25 protein-coding genes are annotated in these 25,142 nt (G+C 43.2%); 16 read left to right on the top strand and 9 right to left on the bottom strand.

Annotated elements, in window-relative coordinates; translation table 11 throughout:
• The first annotated feature begins 380 nt into the window (after positions 1-380).
• The gene (locus tag QZW47_RS14280; RefSeq protein WP_293128100.1) at positions 381-605 is read left to right on the top strand and encodes a hypothetical protein; all 225 of its coding nucleotides are present in this window, start codon (positions 381-383) and stop codon (positions 603-605) included.
• A 386-nt stretch (positions 606-991) separates the two neighbouring features.
• Here QZW47_RS14280 and ilvC read toward each other — a convergent pair whose 3' ends face one another.
• Positions 992-1,990, bottom strand: coding sequence for a ketol-acid reductoisomerase (gene ilvC / locus QZW47_RS14275; RefSeq protein WP_293128099.1), 999 nt, complete (start codon positions 1,988-1,990; stop codon positions 992-994).
• 324 nt (positions 1,991-2,314) lie between these two features.
• On the opposite strand from ilvC, the gene QZW47_RS14270 reads away from it, so the two are divergent.
• Positions 2,315-2,704: a VOC family protein gene (locus tag QZW47_RS14270; RefSeq protein ID WP_293128098.1), complete on the top strand. Its 390-nt coding sequence runs from the start codon at positions 2,315-2,317 to the stop codon at positions 2,702-2,704.
• 219 nt (positions 2,705-2,923) lie between these two features.
• Entirely contained in the window at positions 2,924-4,225 is a 1,302-nt protein-coding gene (locus tag QZW47_RS14265; RefSeq protein WP_293128097.1) for an endonuclease/exonuclease/phosphatase family protein, read from the top strand.
• A gap of 15 nt (positions 4,226-4,240) precedes the next feature.
• Here QZW47_RS14265 and QZW47_RS14260 read toward each other — a convergent pair whose 3' ends face one another.
• Positions 4,241-6,025 (bottom strand): metallophosphoesterase family protein, encoded by a 1,785-nt coding sequence (locus tag QZW47_RS14260; RefSeq protein WP_293128096.1) that lies wholly within the window; start codon positions 6,023-6,025, stop codon positions 4,241-4,243.
• A 536-nt stretch (positions 6,026-6,561) separates the two neighbouring features.
• On the opposite strand from QZW47_RS14260, the gene QZW47_RS14255 reads away from it, so the two are divergent.
• A complete protein-coding gene (locus QZW47_RS14255; RefSeq protein WP_293128095.1) occupies positions 6,562-7,533 on the top strand; it encodes an acetamidase/formamidase family protein in 972 nt (323 codons plus the stop codon).
• Here QZW47_RS14255 and QZW47_RS14250 read toward each other — a convergent pair.
• Entirely contained in the window at positions 7,504-7,698 is a 195-nt protein-coding gene (locus QZW47_RS14250; RefSeq protein ID WP_293128094.1) for a hypothetical protein, read from the bottom strand. The genes QZW47_RS14255 and QZW47_RS14250 overlap by 30 nt on opposite strands.
• On the opposite strand from QZW47_RS14250, the gene QZW47_RS14245 reads away from it, so the two are divergent.
• Positions 7,697-7,981: a hypothetical protein gene (locus tag QZW47_RS14245; RefSeq protein ID WP_293128093.1), complete on the top strand. Its 285-nt coding sequence runs from the start codon at positions 7,697-7,699 to the stop codon at positions 7,979-7,981. The genes QZW47_RS14250 and QZW47_RS14245 overlap by 2 nt on opposite strands.
• Before the next feature lie 159 nt (positions 7,982-8,140).
• Here the strand turns inward: QZW47_RS14245 and galT are convergent, their stop codons facing one another.
• Positions 8,141-9,166 carry a galactose-1-phosphate uridylyltransferase gene (galT, locus tag QZW47_RS14240; RefSeq protein WP_293128092.1) on the bottom strand — a complete coding sequence of 342 codons (1,026 nt, stop codon included), beginning with the start codon at positions 9,164-9,166 and terminating at the stop codon, positions 8,141-8,143.
• A 210-nt stretch (positions 9,167-9,376) separates the two neighbouring features.
• On the opposite strand from galT, the gene QZW47_RS14235 reads away from it, so the two are divergent.
• From QZW47_RS14235 to QZW47_RS14225, 3 genes are all read left to right on the top strand, one after another.
• Entirely contained in the window at positions 9,377-10,201 is an 825-nt protein-coding gene (locus QZW47_RS14235; RefSeq protein WP_293128091.1) for a Uma2 family endonuclease, read from the top strand.
• Positions 10,202-10,481: 280 nt separating this feature from the next.
• Positions 10,482-10,703: a helix-turn-helix transcriptional regulator gene (locus QZW47_RS14230; protein WP_265234942.1), complete on the top strand. Its 222-nt coding sequence runs from the start codon at positions 10,482-10,484 to the stop codon at positions 10,701-10,703.
• Entirely contained in the window at positions 10,704-11,309 is a 606-nt protein-coding gene (locus QZW47_RS14225) for a ScaI family restriction endonuclease (RefSeq protein WP_293128090.1), read from the top strand.
• 15 nt (positions 11,310-11,324) lie between these two features.
• Here QZW47_RS14225 and QZW47_RS14220 read toward each other — a convergent pair whose 3' ends face one another.
• Both QZW47_RS14220 and QZW47_RS14215 read right to left on the bottom strand, forming a co-directional pair.
• Complete coding sequence (locus QZW47_RS14220; protein WP_293128089.1) at positions 11,325-12,173, bottom strand: site-specific DNA-methyltransferase; 849 nt, start codon at positions 12,171-12,173, stop codon at positions 11,325-11,327.
• A gap of 119 nt (positions 12,174-12,292) precedes the next feature.
• Complete coding sequence (locus QZW47_RS14215) at positions 12,293-12,952, bottom strand: restriction endonuclease subunit R (RefSeq protein WP_293128088.1); 660 nt, start codon at positions 12,950-12,952, stop codon at positions 12,293-12,295.
• A gap of 114 nt (positions 12,953-13,066) precedes the next feature.
• Between QZW47_RS14215 and QZW47_RS14210 the strand changes: the two genes are divergently transcribed.
• From QZW47_RS14210 to acs, 4 genes are all read left to right on the top strand, one after another.
• Positions 13,067-13,354 carry a hypothetical protein gene (locus QZW47_RS14210; protein WP_293128087.1) on the top strand — a complete coding sequence of 96 codons (288 nt, stop codon included), beginning with the start codon at positions 13,067-13,069 and terminating at the stop codon, positions 13,352-13,354.
• A gap of 27 nt (positions 13,355-13,381) precedes the next feature.
• Positions 13,382-13,732, top strand: a complete 351-nt coding sequence (locus QZW47_RS14205) for a DUF433 domain-containing protein (protein WP_293128086.1) — start codon at positions 13,382-13,384, stop codon at positions 13,730-13,732.
• On the top strand, positions 13,710-14,069 hold the full coding sequence (locus QZW47_RS14200; RefSeq protein ID WP_293128085.1) for a DUF5615 family PIN-like protein: 360 nt from the start codon (positions 13,710-13,712) through the stop codon (positions 14,067-14,069). Before QZW47_RS14205 ends, QZW47_RS14200 begins: the two co-directional genes overlap by 23 nt.
• A gap of 124 nt (positions 14,070-14,193) precedes the next feature.
• Entirely contained in the window at positions 14,194-16,164 is a 1,971-nt protein-coding gene (gene acs, locus QZW47_RS14195) for an acetate--CoA ligase (protein WP_293128084.1), read from the top strand.
• 105 nt (positions 16,165-16,269) lie between these two features.
• Here acs and QZW47_RS14190 read toward each other — a convergent pair whose 3' ends face one another.
• Complete coding sequence (locus QZW47_RS14190; protein WP_293128083.1) at positions 16,270-16,557, bottom strand: hypothetical protein; 288 nt, start codon at positions 16,555-16,557, stop codon at positions 16,270-16,272.
• A gap of 18 nt (positions 16,558-16,575) precedes the next feature.
• Entirely contained in the window at positions 16,576-16,854 is a 279-nt protein-coding gene (locus QZW47_RS14185) for a hypothetical protein (protein ID WP_293128082.1), read from the bottom strand.
• 191 nt (positions 16,855-17,045) lie between these two features.
• Here QZW47_RS14185 and QZW47_RS14180 point away from each other — a divergent pair, with 191 nt between their 5' ends.
• The 3 genes from QZW47_RS14180 to QZW47_RS14170 all read left to right on the top strand — a co-directional run bounded on the left by QZW47_RS14180 (position 17,046) and on the right by QZW47_RS14170 (position 18,171).
• Complete coding sequence (locus QZW47_RS14180; RefSeq protein WP_293128081.1) at positions 17,046-17,207, top strand: hypothetical protein; 162 nt, start codon at positions 17,046-17,048, stop codon at positions 17,205-17,207.
• Positions 17,208-17,359: 152 nt separating this feature from the next.
• Positions 17,360-17,773: a hypothetical protein gene (locus tag QZW47_RS14175; RefSeq protein WP_293128080.1), complete on the top strand. Its 414-nt coding sequence runs from the start codon at positions 17,360-17,362 to the stop codon at positions 17,771-17,773.
• 95 nt (positions 17,774-17,868) lie between these two features.
• A complete protein-coding gene (locus QZW47_RS14170) occupies positions 17,869-18,171 on the top strand; it encodes a retropepsin-like aspartic protease (protein WP_293128079.1) in 303 nt (100 codons plus the stop codon).
• Positions 18,172-18,440: 269 nt separating this feature from the next.
• Here the strand turns inward: QZW47_RS14170 and QZW47_RS14165 are convergent, their stop codons facing one another.
• Complete coding sequence (locus QZW47_RS14165) at positions 18,441-18,563, bottom strand: hypothetical protein (RefSeq protein WP_293128078.1); 123 nt, start codon at positions 18,561-18,563, stop codon at positions 18,441-18,443.
• Positions 18,564-19,063: 500 nt separating this feature from the next.
• Here QZW47_RS14165 and QZW47_RS14160 point away from each other — a divergent pair, with 500 nt between their 5' ends.
• Positions 19,064-24,940 carry an AAA family ATPase gene (locus QZW47_RS14160; protein WP_293128077.1) on the top strand — a complete coding sequence of 1,959 codons (5,877 nt, stop codon included), beginning with the start codon at positions 19,064-19,066 and terminating at the stop codon, positions 24,938-24,940.
• Positions 24,941-25,142 lie beyond the last annotated feature (202 nt).

The following is a 25,142-nucleotide window of genomic DNA, read 5'->3' as shown; positions in this document are numbered from 1 at the left end:
GTAACGATAAATTTACGAAGAAACCGGGTTTCTGAACTCACGAGTCCGCAGTATCAGTTGACCAGGGACAGTTGACCAGGGACAGTTGACAGTTTGATTCCCCGCGCAGAGGCGAGAAACCCGGTTTCTACGAGTTTCCCATTTAGTAACGATAAATTTACGAAGAAACCGGGTTTCTGAACTCACGAGTCGGCACATTTGAACTGAGATTGTCAGTTTGTAGTCAGCATTTTTTAATGATATTGCTACTTACCAGCATTTTATGCTGTCTGGGTGCCTGCTGCGCCGAGGCGTTTATTTTTCTTGAGCGCTGATATATTTTGTCCATGCCAGGGCAAAATATAAACAAGGACTTTTACAAACTTAACTGTGAAACTGCCATGCCTAAAAAAAATATTATCCCGATAGTGCTGCTGTTTGTAGCCCTGTTTACCCTTTACGGTGACAGCTTAACTTTTCTTCCCAAACCTATAAGAGATACCAGCGTGGCGAGTAGAAAATTATTTGTCGGGTTGTGGCCATCATGGGTAAAGCCAAAAGACGTAAACAAGCAAAGAGATAAGGAGATTGAGGACTTGCAAAAAAACCCTAGTCCGAATCGATAGTTTTCACAGTTGACAGTTGACAGTTGACGGTTGACAGTTGACAGTTAACAGTTGAAAGAAAGAAGAACTTAGTGACCGATTTTTGTCTGTTATACCATTTTTCTAAAGATGCAATAGAGGTAAACGACCGTTGGACATTGTAATTATCTCCTTGACCTTTTCATAAAACTCTATCATAACTTAAAAAAAATGGTATAAGGTTCGTAGTGTGGACTTTAGTCCGCTCTTATTGCGGACTAAAGTCCACACTACGAACCTTTCTTGTTATGGGATTGTTCGTGGCGACACACCCTACTACTACTTTTGAAAATTAGTATTAGATTGGCAATTTTAGATCTTAGATAGAACAAAAAATCTAAAATCTAAAATCTAAAATCTAAAATCGATTACGCTTGCTTTTTCAACCAGCTAAACATGGCGCGCAAATCTTTACCAACTTCTTCAATCGGATGTTCTGCTTCCTGACGGCGCATGGAAGTAAAGCCCGGTTTCCCAGCTTGGTTTTCGAGAACGAATTCGCGAGCAAATTGACCGGATTGAATTTCGCTGAGAATTTTACGCATTTCGGCGCGGGTGTCATCGGTGACGATGCGGGGGCCGCGAGTTAAATCGCCGTATTCTGCGGTATTGGAGATGCTGTCGCGCATTTTGGCGAGGCCTCCTTCTACTACTAAGTCAACGATAAGTTTAACTTCGTGCAAACATTCAAAATAAGCTAATTCCGGTTGGTATCCAGCGTTAACTAAGGTTTCAAATCCAGCTTTAATTAAGGCGCTTAAACCGCCGCACAAAACTACTTGTTCGCCAAACAAATCGGTTTCTGTTTCTTCGCGGAAAGTGGTTTCGAGGATGCCGGCTCTGGTGCCGCCGATACCTTTAGCATAGGCCATTGCCCGATCGCGCGCTTGGCCGGAGGCATCTTGATATACTGCAAACAAACTCGGCACGCCTTCGCCTTGTTCGTAAGTCCGCCGCACCAAATGTCCGGGGCCTTTGGGCGCTACCATTACTACGTCTACGTCGGCTGGGGGCACAACTTGACCGAAGTGAATGTTAAAACCGTGAGCAAATGCTAAAACATTTCCTGCTGAAAGGTTAGGTTCGATTTGTTCTTTGTAAATAGTTTTTTGAACTTCATCGGGTAATAAAATCATGATGAAGTCAGCGGCGGCGGCTGCTTTGTCTACCGGGTGAACAGTTAAACCTGCTTCGGTGGCTTTGGCGGCGGATTTGCTACCGGGATACAAACCGACAATGACATTCATGCCGCTGTCTTTGAGGTTGAGGGCGTGGGCGTGTCCTTGGGAACCGTAGCCGATGATAGCAACCGTTTTGTTGGCTAAGAGGTCTAGGTTGGCGTCGGTGTCGTAATACATACGGGCCATGGTGCTGGTCTCCTTGAGATGCAAATAGGGTAATTGACTGCAAAACTCTCATTTTATCAAAGTGGGGTGCTTTTTTTTCGAGAATTTTACCGATTAAGATTTGGAAGGGGGAAAATAAAGGGCGATCGGGCTTCAATCAGACCATTTTAGATTTTAGATTTTAGATTTTAGATTTTAGATTGAGGATGATTTACGGGATAAGGGTTTGAAGCACGGGGCGACAGTTTTATTATTTGGGGAAAATGGTATTAGCAGGTTTTCCTGGAAGTCAAATATAATTATCGATACCGTACTGTGCTACAAAACGCAACTAACTTTTTTAAGATGAAAATAAAAGCAATACATCATGTGGCAATTATTTGCTCAGATTACGAAAAGTCCAAGAAATTTTATGTAGAAGTCTTGGGATGTTCCATTATCAAAGAAACCTTCCGCAGCGAGAGAAGTTCTTACAAACTAGATTTGCAAGTCGGAAACGGCGACGCAATGATTGAACTGTTCTCATTTCCGCATCCTCCCGCCAGAGTCAACAATCCTGAAGCTTGCGGTTTGAGACATTTGGCTTTTGCAGTCGAGGATATAGAAGCATCCGTTGCTTACTTGAAATCGCGCCAAATAGAAGTAGAAGAGATTCGCTTTGACGAGATTACAGAAAAACGGTTTACCTTTTTTATAGATCCAGATAACTTACCGTTAGAAATTTATGAAATTTAAACAGTATTCTATTTGTTCAAGCCACCTTCGAGTCAATCAGTTTGCAATCCACACCCGACCAACTGAATCATTAAATTTCTTGCAAGAATCGGAACGGGCTCTCCGGCCCGTTCCACAATTTTTTTTTATGTGGAATGGGCCGGAGAGCCCGTTCCAAAAGTTGATTTAAAAGACTTTTGCAAGATATCCATTTATTTTAAAACTAAAATCTAACATTGTATGATTGACAAGCTCATCAGAAACACAATCACGATCGGATTTCCTGCTTTAATGCTATTTATCGCCATATTAGCTACGGGTAAAACAGGCGATTCAGCTACTTGGTCGGGTTTGAGGAAAGTAGGCCTTTCCTTTGGGATGCTCAGCGGTTTAGGTGTGTTGGTATTTGCAGGATTTGTTGCCAATTATTTTAGTTATTTTGTGGTAGATAGCTTGCTGGTAAGATTTTATCAGCAGCGGCGAGAGTTGGAACAGCCGGAACAATTGGTAACAGAAATTGATAGATTGCCGATTACCAACGACCTGAAAATTAAGCTGAAATGGGCGGTGCTGCACAGTAGCAATCATAAAGTTATTAGTTTAAAGCACGCAATCTTAAAATGGTTTATTATCGCAGCGATTGTAAATGCACTCTTGTCAATCGCAGGTTATCTGGGAGAATTTAATCTACTTTTTGAGTTAAATTCTCATTTTAAACTACAATATCTCCTGGTTAGTTTCTCTACTTTGATATTTTTCGCTTTGGTACGATCGAAAAAAATATGGCTGCTGGTAAGCGCATTTTGTATAATCATTAATTTAGCCGAAATTGTTCCTTGGTATTTTCCAGCGCCAGCATTTGCTGGCTCGACTCCCGGACAACTTTTGCGGATTTTGCATTCAAATGTTTTAACGAGTAATCGCCGATATGCTGATGTGATATCCCTCGTGAAATCAGAACAACCAGATATCGCTGTTTTTGTAGAAGTCAGCACAGATTGGGCAAAAGAGTTAGCGGTTTTAAGGGAAATGTTTCCTTATTCTTCCCAGCAGCAAGAATCTGAGGAATATGGAAGTGCAATCTACAGCAAGCTGCCTTTAGAGAATGCTGCTGTTAAAGCTTTTTCACAGACAAGAAGGAGCCTGTCTGCGGATGTTAAATTTCAAGGTAAAACTATTTCGATGCTGCTTGTTCATCCGTCTGTGCCGATCAAACCGCAGAGTTTTATCGATCGCAACCAACAGCTAGCAGCCATCGGCGAGTATGCAGCCCAACTCAAAAATCCGCTGGTGGTGGTTGGCGATTTCAATACCACAATGTGGTCGCCGTTCTACAAAAATATGGTAAATACTGGAAAATTGCACAATGCGCGATCGGGTTTTGGCCTTTTACCGACTTGGCCGACTTTTATGCCGCTGCTGTACATTCCCATCGATCACCTTCTAGTCAGCAAAGAAATTGGTGTACTCAAGATTCATACTGGTAGCAATATCGGTTCGGATCATTTGCCATTAATTACAGATTTGGTTGTGGGAAGGTAGAATGCGAACTTGCTATCATGAATTTTTCAACTTAAATTCATCAAACTTCACGACTGCCGACTCAGGTTTCCGCGTATCAAAATAATAGCTGCTCACCGTACCGTTCCCCGTATCAAACACACTAAAAGCTGTAATATCGTTGCTGTCAATATACGGCAGCGCCCGCCCATCTTTCCCCAACAAAGGCGCCACAGTAGGCACCACAGGTTCCAAATTGTTCGGATCTCCAATAGCGCTGTAATCTTCTTGATATCCCGGCGGTATAAATCGGCGCTTTTTCCCTGCAAAGGCGCCGTAACTGTTACCGACATTAGAAGTCTCTAAAAAGTGCATTCCGCTGGAGCTGATAAATCTATTCCACAAATGCGAATGTCCGTACAAAACTAACTGCACCCCCGCGGCTTCTAACAGTGGCACCACATCCCGAATCAGATAATCTTGCTGTTTTGGATATTCGTAACGCACCATATTAATCTCGCCATCGGAAGTGCGATCGACTATTTGCACCGGGTCAGTATAAGCAGGTACAATATTGTCGCCCAGAGAATGCGGCGGATGGTGAAACATCACAATTTTATATTTAGCCTGCTGAAATTCCGAACTATTTAACTCTTTTTGCAGCCAAGTATATTGAGCGCTGCCCTTGGCAATCGGCTCAAAAATATGCTGTCCGTATCCCCATTTTTCAGGGCGGTCAAAATCTTCGTCTCGTTCCCGATACTTGCCTCTGGCACCCGGATCTAAATTCGGAGTCCGCCAGATATTCGTCACATACAAAGTAATTAACCGCACGTCTCCAAAAGTCACAGCATAGTAATTTTTCTCACGGGGAAAGCTAAAAATCTCGTTGTAAGTATCGCTATTAAAACTATTGTTTTTTAACCAAAGGTCTCGATCTTTTACCGCATATTGTTGAGTGAGGTATGGATATATTTTTTCCACAGCAGCGCGGGGAAAAGGGTCATTAAACTGCTCGTTGAGCGTGCTGCTATTGGAAAACCTGCCCATGATTTCATGGTTCCCAATCGCCGGAAATAAGGGGGCGTGTTGGATCAGCTCGCCACCGCTGTACAGGGTTTTGATGCCGTTTTTGTCGATTTCGGAGAAGGCGCGGCCTTGCAAACCGGGGAAAAATGCGCGGCCTCGGTCGTCGTCGAACCATTCGGAAGCGCGATCGGCTATATTAATTAAATCCCCAGCCATGAAAACCGCATCAACTTTATCAAATGTTTCTGCTACTTTCTGGAGATTGGCCGCTGTCATCGGCATCAATTGATGGTCGGAAGTGAACAGAATTTTTAGCCCAATTCCTGGTGCTGGTGTCGGAGAGAGACTGAAGATTTTGCTGCTAACAGATGCGCCATCTTTCCTGTCGCTGGTGACTTGATAAGGAATGCGAACACCGGGCATTAAATTGGTAACTTCTGCTTCGTGGCGCCAGATGTTGCGAGCAATGGGATTGCTGCCAGTTATCCCCTGTTTCATTTCATCGGAGATGCGCGATTCTTTGTCTTCGCGAACGCGACTTAGCTTTGTAGTATTTGCCACCGCGATTTTAGTTAAATTTTTGCCGCAAGCAACAATATTGCGAATCCCGGGAAATTCGGTAAACCAGACGACTCGCACCGAGTTAGTTGTTGGGAGTTGCAGGAACGGATCGGTTAAAAGTTTTGGTTGGTTGAGAAAAGATTGGACAATTAAACCTAATAATAGGAGCGTCAAAATCAAAACTGCAAAAAACCAAGGATTGCGCGGAGAACCCTGAGGTGTTTCTGCTCGATCGGGCAATGGTGTTAACATAAGTTATTTGTCATTTGTCATTGGTCATTGGTCATTGGTCATTTGTCATTTGTCATTTGTCATTTGTCATTTGTCATTTGTCATTGTTCAAACAGGTCATTGGTCATTGTTCAAACAGGTCATTGGTCATTAGTATCAAACAAAAACAGCGATTTCATATTCTAGACTTTATATTTTAGATTACGAATGTTATCAAAAAGTTAAGAAATTTTTAGAATGTCTCAGATACGATTAACCTCAACTATAGCAGTTCGATCTCTCATATGAAGTAGGCTTGGGTAATCGCTAATCGGTAATCATAAAAAGTTTTGCCATTTAAAAGCCCAGAAGCCAATCATCAATGACTCATTACGCATTACCAGACATACCTGATCTATCTGAGAAAGGGTAGATTAATCTCAAATAGATATGACTTCGCCTAAAAAAGGGGTGAAAGCCCCCAACTTAAGTCATGGAGAGTCTAAAATTTTTAACCAAAGTTCATGTTTTTAGATTAATCTGTGGAGTAAATCTCAAATCGAAAAATCTCAAATCGAATGGCTCACCACATTCTCAAGGCTAACTGCAAAACCGTACACTTGGGCGGTTTCTCTCCCAAGCTTGAACCTGCTTTAATTGTCGATTCGGGCGATCGCATCGATATCGAAACCTATTCAGGATATTATGTTGCTGACAAGGCCCCGCCGGAATTTGTCACCCCCGAATTTTTAGATATTTGTGAGAATTTACCCGCTAACCGCAAAGTCGGCCCGGGCCCGCACTTGCTAACAGGCCCGATTTATGTTAACAATGCCGAACCGGGAGATGTTTTAGAGATTCACATCGAGGAAGTTTACCCGAGTTTACCAGTAGGATTTAATGCAATTCGTGCCGGATGGGGAGTTTTATCTGAGTATTTCCCTACACCTCAATTGCGGTTTATCCCCCTAGATTTACAGCAAAAGATTGCGGAATTTCCCGCAGGTAGCGGGGTTAAGATTCCGCTGCATCCCTTCTTCGGAATTATCGGTGTTGCTGATTCACAAATCAACCGTTCTTCTATTCCTCCCGAACGCTACGGCGGGAATATGGACAATCAGGAATTGCAACCGGGAACGCGGTTATTTTTACCTGTTTCGGTGCGTGGCGGTTTGCTGTCTGTGGGCGACGGACATTCGGCACAGGGAGACGGCGAAGTTAACGGTACTGCAATTGAAACTTCGATGAATGGAACTATTCAAATCTGCTTGCGTAAGGATTTATTTCTAATATTTCCGTTTGCTGAAACGCCTACTCATATTGTAATTATGGGTTTCGGTGAAACATTAGATGATGCGTTTGAGATGGCGGTAAAACAGACGGTTTATTGGCTGCAACATTTTGCAGGTTTCAAAGAAGAAGATGCTTATGTTTTGTCTTCGCTAGTCGTAAATTTTAGGGTTACGCAGGCTGTCAATAATCCGCAGAAAGGAGTGCACGGAATGGTGCCCAAGTCTGTTTTACCGGAGGTGAAAGTTTTGGGCCGTTGAGTTTGAGCTCGCATGATAACACGCATTGACAAAAAAAGCTCGATCGCGATCGCACAAATTACACAAATTTGTCACAGCGGTTGCTCGATCGCGATCGCCAGCGCCTTTAAAATTAACCTTAAGATTGGGATATGTTGCAAATTCTATATAAATCGACCTCAGCATGAAAAATCAAACTGACGATATTGCTAAAGAGGATTTAGTCGATCGGGCTTTTGGAAGTCCAGCTATCCCCGATCCGACAGCCTGGGTAGACGAACATTATTTTCTGGCTAATTTCGCCAATACTCTCGCCTACATTCAAGAACATCTGTCTGATGATAGTTGCGAAATCAGCGATAGTGCTGACTATGGTGAGGCGAGATTATCGATCGATACTAAAATTAGAAATATGTTGAGAGCTAATTTTAGCGATGACTGTTGGGAGTATGTCGAAAGTTTGTTGTGAGTTTAGCAAAATTCATCAGTATTTGTACGTAGATCAATTTTGAGCATAAATTAAGTTGTTGCAGGTTTAAATTGTCTATTTCAACCGATGATTGAAAATTATCAAATTGTCTCCCATCCTCGCCTCGGACATTATTGAGACGTTGTAACTTATTATACTTTAGGCTGACCGGAAATTAGGGTTGATAGGAATTTCGGTCGATCGCAAAAACTGAGCACTTTCCTCGGGTAAAGCAGTATTGATAAACATCCCGCTACCCAACTCAAACCCAGCCTGCTTCGACACTCTGGGAATAATTGCCATATACCAGTGAAAGTATTTTGTCCCCTGTTCGGCCGTGGGAACCGATCGAATACTATAATTGTAATCTGGATCGTTCAATCCGTAATAAAGCTGAGCGAGTACAGTTCTTAAACTATTAGCTAAATCCGTAATTTCCGCATCAGTAATATCATCAAACGAAGACGAATGTCGGCGCGGAAAAATCCAGATATGAAAAGGTGAAAGTGCAGCATAAGGGATAAAAGCTACAAAATATTCACTCTCAAAAATCACTCTTTCACCGGATGCTAACTCATCTTCCAAACTGCGGCAAAACAGACATTCTCCCGTATCGTCAAAATAGCGAACTGCTGCCTCTATGCGGCTGCGAAATTGGCTGGGTACAACGGGCGTCGCTGCTATCTGCGAGTGAGGGTGTTCGAGAGAAGTTCCGGCACTTTCCCCGTGATTTTTGAATATCACAATTGTTTCGATATGGGGAGATTTTCTGATTTCCAAATAACGCTGGCGGTATACTAAAAGTATATCCGTCACTTCTGCAACAGTGAACAAAGCAGTAGTTAAATCGTGCCGCGTGTGTTCGACAATTACCTCATGAACCCCGATTCCAGCCATCGTGCGATGAATTCCCGATGATATTCTCATCCATTCTGCTGTCGGGGAGAGGGCGGGATATTTGTTACCAATAGCCCGGACTTTCCAGCCCGTGTGTTCATCACTCAAACGAAAAGTTTCTAAGGTTCCATCCTCCTCATTTCCCACGCAAAACGGGCAATCGGCGCGGTGTGGCGGGACTGCTACTATCAACTTTTTCTTATTAGCAAATTCGTCCGGTCTTTTTGCCCGTTCCGTGGCGATAATTACCCAATCTCTGGTAATTAGATTTTGTCTAAGTTCAGACATTTTATTACCTTCAGTTTCAGGGCTTAGCTATTTTTGATTCTAGATAAATATTTGAATTCTGTCAGTCAGAGATTGCGAATATTTAATAAATCTTGATATTTGGTTCAGCAGCTATTACATAGATCGCGGTCAAAAAAGTTAACAATAACAATTGTTAATTACCAAAAATTATGATAAAATAGAGCCATCGCAACAGCTAGGAACTAATCTATGGTTCTCCAAATTAATCCCACGAAACAAGAACCAATTGTTACCTGGGAAAAACTGCCATCAGACTTTATATTACCCGACGATCCCGTGGAAAATATTCAACAGCCACCGCTGGCGGCCGCACTGACGGATGCTCTCGGTAGCAACGATCGCATCCAACCCGAAATGTTAATTGCGTCGAATTTTGCGATCGCAGCTACCGTCAATCAAAAAACCGTAGTGAAAGCGCCAGACTGGATGTATGTACCGCGAATACTGCTGCTACCCGAAGGAGTGATTCGCCGCAGTTATACGCCATCTGTGGAGGGCGATCGAATTGCGATAGCGATGGAATTTCTCTCGGAAACCGACGCTGGCGAATATTCGGTGCGCGCCAAATATCCCTACGGAAAACTGTATTGCTACGAGCAAATTTGGCAGATTCCTACCTACGTTATTTTTGACCCTTATGAACCAGATTTGGAAGTGCGCTGTCTGCAAGAAAATCAATATGTTTTGCAGTCACCGACAGCGGAGGGACGTTACTGGATACCTGAAATTAATTTATTTTTAGGCATTTGGTACGGGACGCGATTGGGTGCAACTATGCACTGGTTGCGCTGGTGGGATGCAGCCGGAAATTTGCTACTTTGGAGTTCGGAACAATCGGAATTGGAACGACAAAGGGCTGAACAAGAAAGGCAAAGGGCTGAACAAGAAAGACAAAGGGCTGAACAGGAAAGACAAAGGGCTGAAAGTGCGATCGGCCAATTAGAATCCGAACGCCGGCGCAGTGAAGCACTTGCAGCTAAACTTAGGGAATTGGGAATCGATCCGAATGCTTGAAATGCTATTTCTGCGGGGATAGTTGCGTTTGACGCCCTTTTGTCGATCGATAAAAATTGCGGGAATGGCGATCGGACTATCTGGTATATCAATAACTTGAAGCATTAGACATCAATCTATTTCCTACGCCCTAGAACCCCGAGTACCGATGAAAGCAATTAAAGTGATGGCATCGAGTTGATTATGCTTAGTCTGACTATGGGCGTGCTGGCTTTACTTAATCCTAAATCACACTCATAGTGTGTAGATTTTGGAGTGCAGTCACCGATATCTTGCTTATGTGGCAGAAAACCCAGAGCTAAAAAAATTTGGAGAGCAAGTTCGCAGGCTAAGAACATCAAAAGGCTTTTCCCAAGAAAAGTTAGCAGAACTAGCCGGACTGCACCGCAACTACATTGGTGGTATTGAGCGGGGTGAGAGAAACATAGCGCTGTTAAACATCTTGCGGTTAGCAAAAGCTCTAGGAGTATCGCCCAGCGAACTATTGCAGGAAATAGAGTAAATGCAATCACCCTATACGGGGCTTCCTGTCCAAGATTGGCAAGAGAAGACACGGGAACTCATAGATCAACACCCACTAGATCCACAAGAAATTTATGACGTGGTTATTCAAGTTTGGAGTGAAATTTTTAAATCCAGCATAACCAGCAGAGGCTACAGAATAGGAGTAAATTTATTCCCTACTCCCCAAATCATGGGCTTTTTTTTACATGAACTAATCCCATTAGAACTCGCCAGCAAATACCCCGGAATTTGGCGGCGCGATCGCAGTGCCATTGAAAAAGATATTGTTTACATCCCGAATAATGACTTCTCAATTGAAATTAAAACTTCTTCAAGTAGTCGTAACACTTACGGTAATCGTAGTTATTCCCAACAAAGTGCCACAGGAGCAAAACCGAAGAAAGACAAGTCTGGCTATTATCTTGTAGTTAATTTCCAGAAATTCGATCCAAAAATTCAAAGTGCACAAACTCTAAATATTAATTTAGTGAGATTTGGATGGATAGATCGAGAAGATTGGCAAGGGCAAACAGCAGCCACTGGTCAGCAAGCTAAATTAAGCCCTGATGTAGAGCGATATAAGTTGCTGCAATTGCCTATTTAGAAAAATTTATACTCTTTAAAATAAAGATAATTGAGCTTCACTAATCTGCTTTTCTCTTAGAAAATCATCAATTCGGTTGGCAGCTAAATCGCAGTATTCCTGACAAATCTCAAATCCGATAATAGTACGTTGCAAATCTAAAGCAACAACCGCCGTAGTTCCTGAACCCAGAAAAGGGTCTAAAATGATCTCATTTGGGTTGGATGAAGCTTTGATTATTCGCTGTATGACAGCACTAGGAAATTGAGCAGGGTGAGATGTTCGCTCTTTTGAGGCTCGATTTTTACCAGAAGTTACCTTCGGGAATTCCCAAACATCAGTCGGATTTTTGCCTTGGGAGTTGACTTTAATTTTGCCATTCTTTTTTTGATTAGGATATTTTACATTTGGATCGCGCACATCATCTAGATTGAAGGTATAATCTTTATGGTTTTTCACATACCAAAGGAACTTTTCATTGCGCGGTGAAAAGAACTTACTACCAGCAACCCCAGCGCCATAGTGCCAGATAACTTCTTGGATCAGGTAAAAAGGAATTTTGTCCCAAAGTAGATAGGGAATGGGGATAGCTTTAGCTTGATTGGGAATTGATAGATACCCCAAGTTGAGCCAGAAAGCGCCGTTAGGAAGGATTAGCCGATAATTTTCACTGATCCAGCTTTCACACCAGTTCAAATATTTATCAAGTGGTAGTGTTTTTTCGTATTCTTTGCCAATGTTATAGGGGGGACTGGTGACAGTGAGATTGACACATTCATCAGGGAGCTTTGACATTGCTTCTAAGCAGTCCATTTTATAAATGAGGCAGTTGGAGGCTTGGAAGTAGGGTTTACCTAAAAGATTTACTATGTCAGTTAAAAGCATGATTAAGTTGATGATGGTATAAATCTATATTGGCACGATTGTGTAATTTTTATTGATAAACTTATGAGGTAATTAAAATATGTATATTTCCTCCACTCGTCTTCCTAACTTTCCAATCATTACGCCAATTGCAACTGCACATTCTGCAACTTGCAAATAGCTTTCAACACTTGCGCCAATTCGATCGATCGCCCTTTGTCAATCAAATTCAATTCCGGTAAAATCTGATAAGTGCAAGGATTCCCCCGCGTCAACCGCACAAACCGATAACTTTCGCCATTCGTCGTCAATCCCCAAACAGACGATCGCACCTGCAAACTCTTAAACGCATACGTCAGCAATTGCGGTAAACCGGTCAAAGGGGCGATCGCACTATTTTTCGCCTCCACCACCAAAATCCAGAACTGTGTTGTCGCTATCTCTGCATCCGGCTGATTCAGTGCTAGAATATCCAACCGCCCTTTAATTAAAGTATCTTTATCTTCAACCTCAATGGGTATGCTATCCTCCATTGTCAGCACTGCGGGAAACTTAAAAAATCCTGTTAATCTCATCAACGGTGAAAGTGATAAAAACTTAACCAACTCTTCAGAGACTTTTCCCACTTCTAGATAGCGACAAAAGTCGTTGCTGATTTCTAACAGTTGCTGCTGTTCAAAGTCGGTGAGAGGTTCCACAGATAAAAATTCATCAAAAGAGCCTCCTGTTTGTCTTTCCAGTTTGAGAAGGCGGCGAACGTCATTTAGCGAGAGTTGGCTTGCTTCTAGATTTTGGGTCATAGCTTTTGTGCGATCGATCGACTGTTTCGACAACTTATATTATAAAACCATTACCAGCGAATTTGCTATGATATAATCTTACCAAATATCGATCCAGTAAATCGGGTAGATTTTATGAAAGCAATTAAAGTGATGGCAACGATCGACGATCGAGGACAATTGTGCATTGATGAACCGCTAAAGTTATATCGCAATAGCCGAGTCGAAGTAATTGTGCTGATTCCCGAAGTAACAGAAATCAATGAAGATGAGCAATCGAACGAAGCAATCTTAGCAGATTTTCGTCAAGCTTGGCATGAAGCAATGACAGGCAAAACAATTCCTGTTTCCCAAATCTGGGAGGGAATTGAGGATGTGCGATCGACTCTTGGAGGCATTCCCAGCAGATTTGGTCTGATATAATATTAGCATTTCTAACCCGAATTACCTATGCAACTAGAAGACTATTTCAATTTTCTGAGACATGACGATATTCGGCTCAAAGGTTCCCGCATTGGCATCGAAACCATTCTTTATGAATACCTGTTTCGCGCTCGAACTCCCGAAGAAATCGCCAACATTTATACATCGCTCACCCTCGAACAAGTTTATGCCACCATTTTGTACTACCTGCACAACAAAGAAGCCATTGGTCAGTACATAACTGAATGGGTGGAATGGGGTGATAAAATGCGAGAAGAACAACGTCTCAATCCTTCTCCAGCGGCTAAAAAAATCCGCAAACTGAGAGCAGCAAGAGATGCAATGAGAAAAGCTGATGGCAATCCAGTATCTATTTGATGAAAATGTCGATCCTGCCTATGCTAATCAAATTCGTAGGCGTAATCCCGATTTGGTTGTTCTAGCAGTCGGAGAACTAACAGCACCTTCCAAAGGAACTCTCGATCCAGAAATTCTTATCTGGTGCGAAATCCACAAGTTCATTCTTGTCACCAACAACCGTCGCTCGATGCCTGTTCATTTAACAGATCACATAGAGCAAAATCGTCATATTCCAGGAATATTTATCCTGAATTCCAAGATGAGTATTGGTCAAAATATTGACGAACTGATTTTGATTTATCAAGGATCGTTTGATGATGACTACCAAGATAAAATTGAGCATTTACCACTGTAATAATTTCTAACACATCCCCAAGACTTACAAAATCTTCCAAAGTCTTAAGGAAAATAAACATACTTTTCCCCCAATTTATGCACACAATAGCTGAAAAGAGTAACTGAACTAAAAACTAACAGCGATGTCACAAGATACCATCGAATCAATTCTGCAAGAAAAACGCCTATTCCCGCCCACGGCAGAATTCTCTGAAAAAGCTCACGTCAAAAGCTTGGAAGAGTACCGCGCCCTCTACGAAAAAGCGAAAGCTGATCCCCAAGCATTCTGGGCCGAACTCGCTACCCAAGAATTGCACTGGTTTCAAAACTGGGATACCGTGCTCGACTGGCAGCCACCTTTTGCTAAATGGTTTGTCAATGGCAAAATTAACATTTCTTACAATTGTCTCGATCGCCATTTAACTACCTGGCGCAAAAACAAAGCCGCCCTGATTTGGGAAGGCGAACCCGGAGATTCCCGTACCCTGACTTACGCCCAACTCCACCGCGAAGTCTGTCAAATGGCGAATGTCATCAAAGATTTGGGAGTCCAAAAGGGCGATCGCGTCGGCATTTATATGCCCATGATTCCCGAAGCTGCGATCGCCATGTTAGCCTGTGCCAGAATCGGTGCAGTACACAGCGTGGTGTTTGGCGGATTTAGTGCAGAAGCTTTGCGCGATCGCCTCAACGACGGCGAAGCAAAACTCGTCATCACCGCAGACGGTGGCTTCCGCAAAGACGCAGCAGTCGGCCTCAAAGTACAAGTAGACAAGGCATTAGCAAATAATGCTGCACCCAGCGTTACCAACGTTCTCGTCGTCCAGCGTACCAAACAAGAAGTGCAAATGGAACCGGGGCGCGATCGCTGGTGGCACGAATTGCAAAAAAACGCCTCGGCAAATTGTCCCGCCGAACCAATGGATAGCGAAGATATGCTATTCATTCTGTACACTTCAGGAAGTACCGGCAAACCGAAAGGAGTCGTCCACACCACAGGCGGCTACAACCTTTACACCCACATGACAACCAAGTGGATCTTCGACCTCCAAGACACCGATGTCTACTGGTGCACCGCAGACGTAGGCTGGATTACAGGCCACAGTTACATCGTCTACGGCCCGCTTTCCAACGGCGCGACTACACTCATGTACGAAGGTGCTCCGCGCGCCTCCAACCCAGGCTGTTTTTGGGATGTGATCGAAAAATACGGTGTCACTGTTTTCTACACCGCACCCACTGCGATCAGAACATTCATGAAAATGGGTGAAGAATTACCCAACGCGCGCAATTTATCATCTTTACGATTGTTAGGAACCGTCGGCGAACCGATCAATCCCGAAGCTTGGATGTGGTATCAGCGCGTAATTGGTAACTCGAATTGTCCCATAGTTGATACTTGGTGGCAAACAGAAACTGGCGGAATTATGATTACCGCTTTGCCCGGTGCAATTCCGACAAAACCCGGTTCGGCAACCCTTCCATTCCCCGGAATTGTAGCAGATATTGTCGATCAAGATGGCGAACCAGTAACTAATGAAAGCGGCGGTTATTTAGTTGTCAAACATCCTTGGCCGGGAATGATGCGTACACTTTACAACGATCCAGATCGTTTCCGTCGCACTTATTGGGAATATTTGCATCCGAAAGATGGCAATTTTGTCTACTTTGCCGGAGACGGCGCGCACAAGGACAAAGATGGTTATTTCTGGGTAATGGGCCGCGTTGATGATGTGATTAATGTCGCCGGACACCGACTCGGTACGATGGAAGTTGAATCGGCTTTAGTATCGCATCCAGCGGTGGCGGAAGCTGCGGTTGTTGGTAAACCCGACGAGATTAAAGGTGAGGAAATTGTCGCTTTTGTGACGCTGGATAACTCACAGCAGCCTAGTGACGCATTGGCGAAGGAGTTGAAGCAGCACGTTGTAAATGAGATTGGCCCGATCGCCCGTCCCGGCGAAATTCGATTCACCGATGCCTTGCCGAAAACGCGCAGCGGTAAAATCATGCGGCGTTTGCTGCGTTCTTTAGCCGCCGGAGAAGAGGTTTCTGGGGATACTTCAACCTTGGAAGATCGGACGGTTTTGGATAAATTGCGCGGCGGTTCGTAGGCTTATTTTTGCAACCACAGATGTAGGCAGATGAACACGGATGAACGCAGATGTAATTTGATCCGCGTTCATCTGCGTTCATCTGCGGTTAATAGTTAAATTCGCTTATTTACCACGCCACAGATGAACGGCATCTGGGTTAATTTCCGATCTTACCTGTAACCACTCGTCTAACAAGTAGTCATCATCGACTGCTTCAGAATGCTGTTCGTCTTTGAGAATTGCCAACACATGAACTCCAGAGGGATAGTTGACATGACGAATTTCTGGGTTATATCCCAAGTCCTGAATTTTTGCTAAAACGCGATCGACAGCACCGGCAACAGTCAGATCGACGGCCAGAATAATTTGACCGAGTTTAGCACCTGGTTTTACACATTCGAGAACAGCCATTACTCTTTCTCCTTGTAGTTACAACGGTACATTTGAGGGCGATTTTCGACTTTTCGGGGTAGAGTCACAGATTCTAAATTCAACCTGGTAGCGATCGGCTCGTTTTTGACACTCCTGTTTCGCTTGTCTGGGGTTATCCGCAACGATCGGCTCGTCCCAGCGTTCTGGTTCTTTTTCGGGATCTTGAATCATAATTAAATTGCTCCTTTGTTGGACGTTCAACTTCGGGGAAGTCGTCTTGGCATGGTGCGGCAACATTCTGCCAAGGCGCATTTCTCTGCTATAATTGTACTGCATTTTTCAGTATAATTGCAGTATGAGTAAAAATGTTAAAGTTCTAACCATCCGATTGCCTGAAGTAGAAATGCTTAGGCTGGAAGCTTATTGCGCCAACAGCGGTAGAACAAAAACCGATGTGATTCGCGAACAGATTAGGAGTTTAAAAGTTGAAGATAAGTAGCTTTACCAAGATTGATAACCTTGATTGATTGACAGACGAAATTCGATTTACCGATGCCTTGCCAAAAACGCGCAGCGGTAAAATTATGCGGCGTTTGCTGCGTTCTTTAGCTGCCGGAGAAGAGGTTTCTGGGGATACTTCCACCTTGGAAGATCGGACTGTTGTGGATAAATTGCGCGGTGGTTCGTAGGCTTATTTTTGCAACCGCAGATGTAAGCAGATGAACACGGATGAACGCAGATGTAATTTGATCTGCGTTCATCTGCGTTCATCTGCGGTTTCATTTTGAGTTAGTATATTAATATCAGCTAATTCAAGAGTTATCATACCTTGAGAAATGTCATGGTCACAGAAACCGTACAGTTGCCAATTCCCTTTCAAGTCCTAGTAGATGCGATCGCCTCCCTAAAACCAGAAGACAAACGCCGACTTTGGCAACTATTAAACGAACAAATTACTCAATTAGAAACCAACCAGCCCTCCCAAGTTCTGATTCAAAATAATAACGGATCTGATTACAAACCCACAGCAGAAATCTTGACTCTGGCAGAAATACGCGAGCGCTATCCTTGCGAGTGGGTGCTAATTGCGGATACTGAATCGGACGATTTATGGAATGTGATTCGCGGTGAAGTTTTGGCTCACTCACCGGAGCGAGACGAAATAGACCGAGCTTTGACAAAATTTCCAGATATCCGGTCAATTTCCATAGAATATACTGGCCCTATTCCTGATGACTATTCCCTAATATCGTGACTTCACAAAGACTTTATCGGTGTTCGCGTTACGGAAATTTACTCGTTTTAAAAGCTGCTGCTTCTACCACGAGCAATACTGTGAGACAATTCAGATTGTTAGTTGATACAGGATCGAGTTATACCGTCTTGCGGGTAAATATATTAGAAGCTCTTGGTTGCGATATCCAAAATCCTTTACGGAGAATTAGGACATCAGCAGGTGGCCGTATTGTCGAAGCACCAGTAGTAGCTGTACCTTGGTTTAATTGCTTGGGGGAGCGAGTGGAAAATTTTCCTATAGTTGCCTACACGTTACCAGCAACCACTTTTGTTGATGGTTTGCTAGGAATGGACTTTCTTACTCCTATGAAGGCTATTATCTATGCTAAAAATGGAGAGATTCTTATTCGTTTATAATTCAATACGGTTCACTTAAGGTTTATTTGTCATTGCGATCATAGAGAGAGCAATCGCAGGGTCTATTTATCACATTATTTTCCCCGTGAATTGTCTTAAGTAAACCGTATTGGTTTATAATTTATCTAAAAATTGTATATAGTTAGAAAAATTGACTATTTTGGATAAATTGCGCCGCGGTTCGTGGTTTTTTTGCAGCCGCAGATTTTAGCAGATTTTAGCAGATTAGTTTTGATTTGCGTTCATCTGCGATTTGATTGTTAATTCGCTTATTTACCACGCCATAGATGAACGGCATCGGGGTTAATTTCCGACCTTACTTGCAGCCACTCGTCTAACAAGTAGTCATCATCGACTGCTTCTGAATGCTGTTCGTCTTTGAGAATTGCCAAGACATGAACTCCAGCGGGATAGTTGAGATGACGAATTTCTGGGTTATACCAATTTAAAAAAACATTGCTACAAAAAAGAAATTAGAGGTTTTTATCTGTAGGGACACGGCACTGCCGTATCCGGGGATTTATGATCGTAACAGATAATTGATATACACTTAATAAGCGTAGCAACAATTTGTCAAAATGGTATTAGATAGCGTCCGCTCAAACCTATAATCAAATTGGTTTTTATTGAGTGTAATTCACATAAAAATAGTCCCCAAAATTCAGTTATCTCCCAAAATGCTGTTAGGCAATTTGTTAAAAAGTGTGTCAATTTAGTTAAGTAAAATTACTGAGTTCGCTTATAGGGCATAAAAAAAGCTAGCACAATTATACAGTTGTAGTCCGGGAAATTGGTGTCTGAATTTATTCTAAAGTACGATGTCAAATGCGAAGTTGTGAGTTATTTTTAGGTAATATGTCACACTATCCCGAACGCAAATCACATAAAACCTATGCACAAACCAACAACTTCTTCAAGCAGTGATCCAGCCCAAACAGCTTGGGATACAAGTGCTGGTGGTTGGGGTGGCGCGATCGCCCGATCGGGATATCAAATTACCGAACAAATTTACACCGGTTCCAGAACCTTAGTGTATCGAGCAATTCGAGAATCTGACCGCAACTCGGTGATTTTGAAGCTGCTGCGAAATGAAATGCCCACCTTTAGCGAGTTGGCGCAATTTCGCAATCAGTACGCGATTATGCGTGGAATTACCGCTCCAAACGCCAAGAGTATCGAGCTACAGGGAATTATTCAAGCTTATAGCCTAGAACATTGTGGCAATGGCTGGCTGCTGGTGATGGAAGACTTTGGCGGGATTTCTGTATCACAATTTACCCAAGGACACCCGCTAGACATCGCTACATTCAGCGCGATCGCCATTCAACTCGCAGATATCCTGCACCACCTCTACCAGCACCGCGTTATTCATAAAGATATTAAACCTGCTAATATTTTAATTCATCCTGAAACCAAACAAATCAAATTAATTGACTTTTCCATCGCTTCCCTGTTGCCGAGAGAAACCCAGGAAATCCAAAATCTCAACGTTTTAGAAGGAACCCTTGCCTATTTATCGCCAGAACAAACCGGGCGCATGAATCGCGGCATAGATTATCGCAGCGACTTTTATGGTTTGGGAGTGACCTTTTATGAACTGCTGGCGGGACAAGTCCCTTTTCTATGCGATGACGCTATGGAATTAATCCACTGTCACTTAGCAGTTTCGCCGATTCCCGTCCATCAGGTGAACCCAGAAGTACCCGCAGTTTTATCAGAAATTGTAGCGAAATTGATGGCAAAGAATGCAGAAGATCGCTATCAAAGCGCCCTGGGATTGAAGCACGATTTAGAAATTTGCCTGCAACAGTGGCAGCAAACGGGAACGATTGCAGATTTGGCGATCGCCAAACACGACAGGTGCGATCGCTTCATTATCCCCGAAAAACTCTACGGGAGAGCAGCCGAAGTTGCCGCCTTGCTATCTGCGTTCGATCGCGTTGCTAGCGGTAGCAGCGAATTAATGCTCGTTGCAGGCTTTTCCGGCATTGGCAAAACCGCCGCAATCAATGAAGTTCACAAACCAATTATCGCAGCGCGCGGCTACTTTATCAAAGGCAAATACGACCAATTGCAGCGCAACATTCCCTTCAGTGCCTTTGTCCAATCTTTCCGCGATTTGATGGAGCAACTATTGGGAGAAAGTAAAGCTCAACTCGCACAGTGGCGAACCAAAGTCCTGCAAGCTGTAGGCGAAAACGGACAAGTTATTATTGATGTAATTCCCCAACTTGAACAGATTATTGGTAAACAGCCTCCTGTGCCCGAATTATCCGGAAGTGCGGCGCAGAATCGGTTTAACTTGCTGTTTCAAAATTTTGTTCAAGTTTTTACTACTAAACAGCATCCGTTGGTGATATTTTTGGATGACTTGCAGTGGGCAGATTCGGCATCTCTTAATTTGCTAAAAATGTTGTTGGGCGAAACCGAAACTCGATATTTGCTGTTGCTGGGCGCTTATCGAGATAATGAAGTATTTCCGGCACATCCGCTGATGCTGGCGCTGGAGGAAATCACCAAAGCACAAGCAATAGTTAACACGATTACCCTGGCACCCCTGAATCAGGCAGAACTCAATCAGTTGGTAGCAGACACGCTGAATTCTGGGACAAAATTAGCCCAACCTTTGACAGAATTAACATATCAAAAAACGAAGGGAAATCCTTTTTTTGCGACGCAGTTTCTCAAGGCACTGCACAGCGATTCCTTCGTTAGTTTCAACCTTGAAGAACACTACTGGGAATGCGATCTGGTGCAGGTGACAGCAGCAGCCATCACTTCGGACGTGGTGGAGTTTATGGCAGCGCAGTTGCAAAAGTTGCCTGTGGAAACTCAGGAAATGCTGAAGTTAGCTGCTTGTATTGGCAACTCTTTTGATTTGACAACCCTAGCGATTGTCTCGGAAAAATTGCAGACAGAGACTGCTGCTGATTTGTGGAAAGCATTGCAGTCAGGTTTGATTTTACCGATTAGTGAAACTTACAAATTCTTCCAGTATGGCGATGGCATTTCGCCCCAGGAAACTTGGGCAGATTATAGGTTTTTGCACGATCGCGTTCAACAAGCCACCTATTCTTTAATTCCAGAATCTGAAAAAAACTCAACCCATCTCAAAATTGGTCAACTTCTGCTAGAAAAAATCCCACAATCAACTTTAAAAGAGAATATTTTCGATATTGTCAATCACCTGAATATTGGCTCTGAACTCATCGGCGAGCCAAGTCAACTCGAGCAACTGGCAAATTTGAACTTGATGGCAGGTCAAAAGGCTAAAGCAGCTACAGCTTATGTAGATGCAGTTAGATACTTAAACTTTAGTTTGGGGTTGCTAAAATCAGAACATTGGCAGAGTCACTATGACTTAATGTTATTAGTTCACATTGAAGCAGCAGAAGCAGAATATCTTAATACTAATTTTCCGAAATTAGACAACTTGGCACAGATTGTCTTGCAACAAGCAAAGACAGCCCTCGATCAGATGAAAATCTACGAATTGCAAATTCATTCGTATCAGTTACAAAGCCTTATGCTGAAGGCGATCGATACTGGATTAGAAGCACTCGAAAAACTGGGAATTTGCCTTACTGAAAATATCAGCGATCGCCCAATGCCAGACTTGCCAAGAATTGAGGATTTAGACAGTATTCCTGAGATGACGAATCAGCATCAATTAACAGCTTTGCGAATTATGATGGCACTATATCCGCCGATTTATATTGCCAAGCCATACCTGATCAGACCGCTCACTTTAACAATGGTTCAGCTTTCCATTGAAGGCGGTCATTCTGCTTTAGCTGCTTACAGTTACGTCCTGTATGGTATTATTTTATGTACTAAAAAAGAAAAAATAGAGCATGGATATCATGCTGGTCAACTAGCCTTAAAGTTGCTAGATAAATTTCATGCTGTCGAATTGAAGGCAAAAATTTATGTTTTATTTAATGGTCACATTCGTTTTTGGAAAGAACCTGCTGATGTAACTATAAGTGCATATTTAGAAGCATATCAAAGTGGAATAGAAACTGGTGACATAGAATGGGCAAGCTATAGTTGTATGCACTATTGTCAAAATTTATTTCTGGTAGGGCAATACCTGGAATTAGTCGAAAAAAAGCAAGCACAGTACCTATATGTAATTGTCAAAAACCATCATGAATTTGCATCATACTATGCCAAGATTTGGGTACAAATTGCATTGAATTTGCAGGGGAAAGCGAATGATACTCTTAAACTCACTGGCAATGATTTTGATGAATCGCTACTGATTCCCCTTTGGCAAAGCAATAAAAATTATATGTCATTGTTCGCGCTGTATCTTGCCAAAGCTAATTTACTTTATCTGTTTGATGATGTGAAGCTAGCTCTTGATTATGCTTTAATGGCTAGAGAATATATAGAAGCATCGATCGGATTGCTCACCATCGGAGTCTACAACTTCTACTTGTCCCTGATTCTCCTTGCTGCCTATCCTCAAGCAGAAACTAGCCAGCAACAACAATATCTATCTGATGTCGAAGAGAATCAAGAAAACCTCGGCGAGTGGTTGACTCATGCTCCGCAAAATTTTCACCATAAGTATCTACTCGTTGAGGCAGAAAAATTCCGAGTTTTAGGCAATAACTATCAAGCAGGAGATTTGTACGATCGCGCTATTTCCCTCGCCAAAGCTAACGGCTATATCCAAGAAGAAGCCCTCGCCAACGAACTTGCTGCTAAATTCTACCTCGGCTGGGGCAAAGAAAAAGTTGCCTCCGGCTATATGCAAGAAGCCTACTACTGCTACAGCCGTTGGGGAGCCAAAGCCAAAGTTGAAGATTTGACAGCCCGCTACGGGCAACTGCTGAGCCCTATATTGCAAAGAGCCCAGATTAGCGATCGCCACGGCTCTCTTACTGGCTCTATCAATACCCACATTTCCCCAGAACAAACTGTCTCCAGCATTTGCAGCTCTTCGGTTTCTAAAGAGCTGGATCTGAATACTGTACTCAAAGCAGCTCAAGCCCTCTCCAGCGAAATCGATCTCGACAAACTACTGGCTACGCTCATGCAAGTAATTGTCGAAAATTCTGGAGCAGATAAAGCAGCTTTGTTTGTCGCCAGCGACGGCGAGTTAGAAACGGCTGTGGAATATTTAGATCGTACCATCCGGCGCCTGTCTCCCCAGCCTGTAGACGAGTGCAGCAATTTCCCACCGGCAGCCATTCACTATGTCGAACGCACCTTAGAAACCGTCATTACTGATGCTAACTCTCATCCCAGCATTGCGAGAGATCGCTATTTCACCCAACACCAACCACTGAGTTTGTTGTGTACTCCCATTCTCAATCAAAGCAAGCTTATTGGGGTTTTGTATCTCGAAAATTCGCTGACAAAAGGAGCATTTACGCAACAGCGTATTGAACTGCTAAAACTGCTTTGTTCTCAGACTGCAATTTCCCTGAAAAATGCCCAGCTTTATCAACAATCCCAAACTTATGCCCAAAAGCTAGAACAATCTTTAGAGGAACTACAGCTTAGCGAAGCCCGCTATCGTTATCTGACAACTGCCACATCCCAGATCGTCTGGCTGGCTAGCCCTGAAGGAGAAAACCTCAATACAGTCCATTGGAGAGCATACACTGGCCAGACAGAAGAAGAAGTGAAGGGAACAGGATGGCTTAATGCTCTGCATCCCGATGACATTGAAGGCACAACCAAAGTGAGGGTTGAAGCCGTTACAAAAAAGAGCCTGTACAACACAGAGTACCGCATTCGAGGAGCTGATGGAATTTACCGTTACTTTGCTGTCCGAGGAGTTCCCCTTTTGGCAGAAGATGGCAGCATTCGAGAATGGATTGGAACTTGCACCGACATCGACGCCCGCAAGCAAGCCGAAGAGCGACTGCTCCACAAATCCCAACAATTGGAACAAACCTTAAAAGACCTTCAAACGATGCAACTGCAATTAGTTCAGAACGAAAAAATGTCAGCTTTAGGAAACTTGGTAGCAGGTATAGCGCACGAAATCAACAATCCCGTCGGCTTCCTCAAAGGTAACATCCAACCAGCTCTAGATTATATCACAGATTTGTTTTGCTTGCTCGATTTGTATCAGGAAAAATACCCCGTGCCCGATGCGGAAATTGAAGATGAAATCGCAGCAATTGATTTAGATTTTCTGCGCGAAGATTTACCCAAATTGGTGGGTTCTATGCGTGAAGGAGTCGATCGCATTGCGAACATCAGCACTTCGCTGCGCACCTTCTCCCGTGCTGATAGCGATATTCCCGTTACCTTCAACCTGCATGAAGGACTCGACAGCACGATTTTGATTCTGAAACACCGCCTCAAAGCCAATGAAAATCGCCCGGAAATTAAAGTAATCAAAAACTACAATCAGATTCCCCACGTAAAATGCTTTGCCGGACAGTTAAATCAGGTGTTTGTGAACCTGCTCGCAAATGCGATCGACGCCCTGGAAGAGTCGAATATAGGACGCAGCTTTGCCGAAATTGAAGCCAATCCGAATTTGATTGCAATTACCACGGAATTTCTGGAAGCTGAACATCAGGTTTTGGTTCGCATTAAAGACAACGGCACGGGAATTCCCGAGTCAGTAAAGCACCATATTTTTGACCATTTGTTTACCACTAAGGCCGTGGGCAAAGGCACGGGATTGGGATTAGCGATCGCCCATCAAATTGTTACAGAAAAACACCAAGGTTGGCTGGAACTAAACTCTACTTTAGGTCAAGGGTCTGAATTTATCATGGCACTGCCTGTGACTTAAATAAACGAGATATAGCACTTCTGGTGTAACACGAGGTACGTCTCGTTGGTAATTGGTAATTGGTATTACTGGCTCCCGTACCTCATTTAATTATACCTGTTGCAAAATAGCTAGGGACGGGCCGCAGATCCAGTTCCCAAACTCGCTATAATTAAGCAAAATTTGGTATAACATAACTTATATTATGTTTGCTAGAATAACC

Source organism: Microcoleus sp. bin38.metabat.b11b12b14.051 (assembly GCF_013299165.1).
GTDB lineage: Bacteria > Cyanobacteriota > Cyanobacteriia > Cyanobacteriales > Microcoleaceae > Microcoleus.
This window is presented reverse-complemented; position numbering and strand designations above follow the sequence as displayed.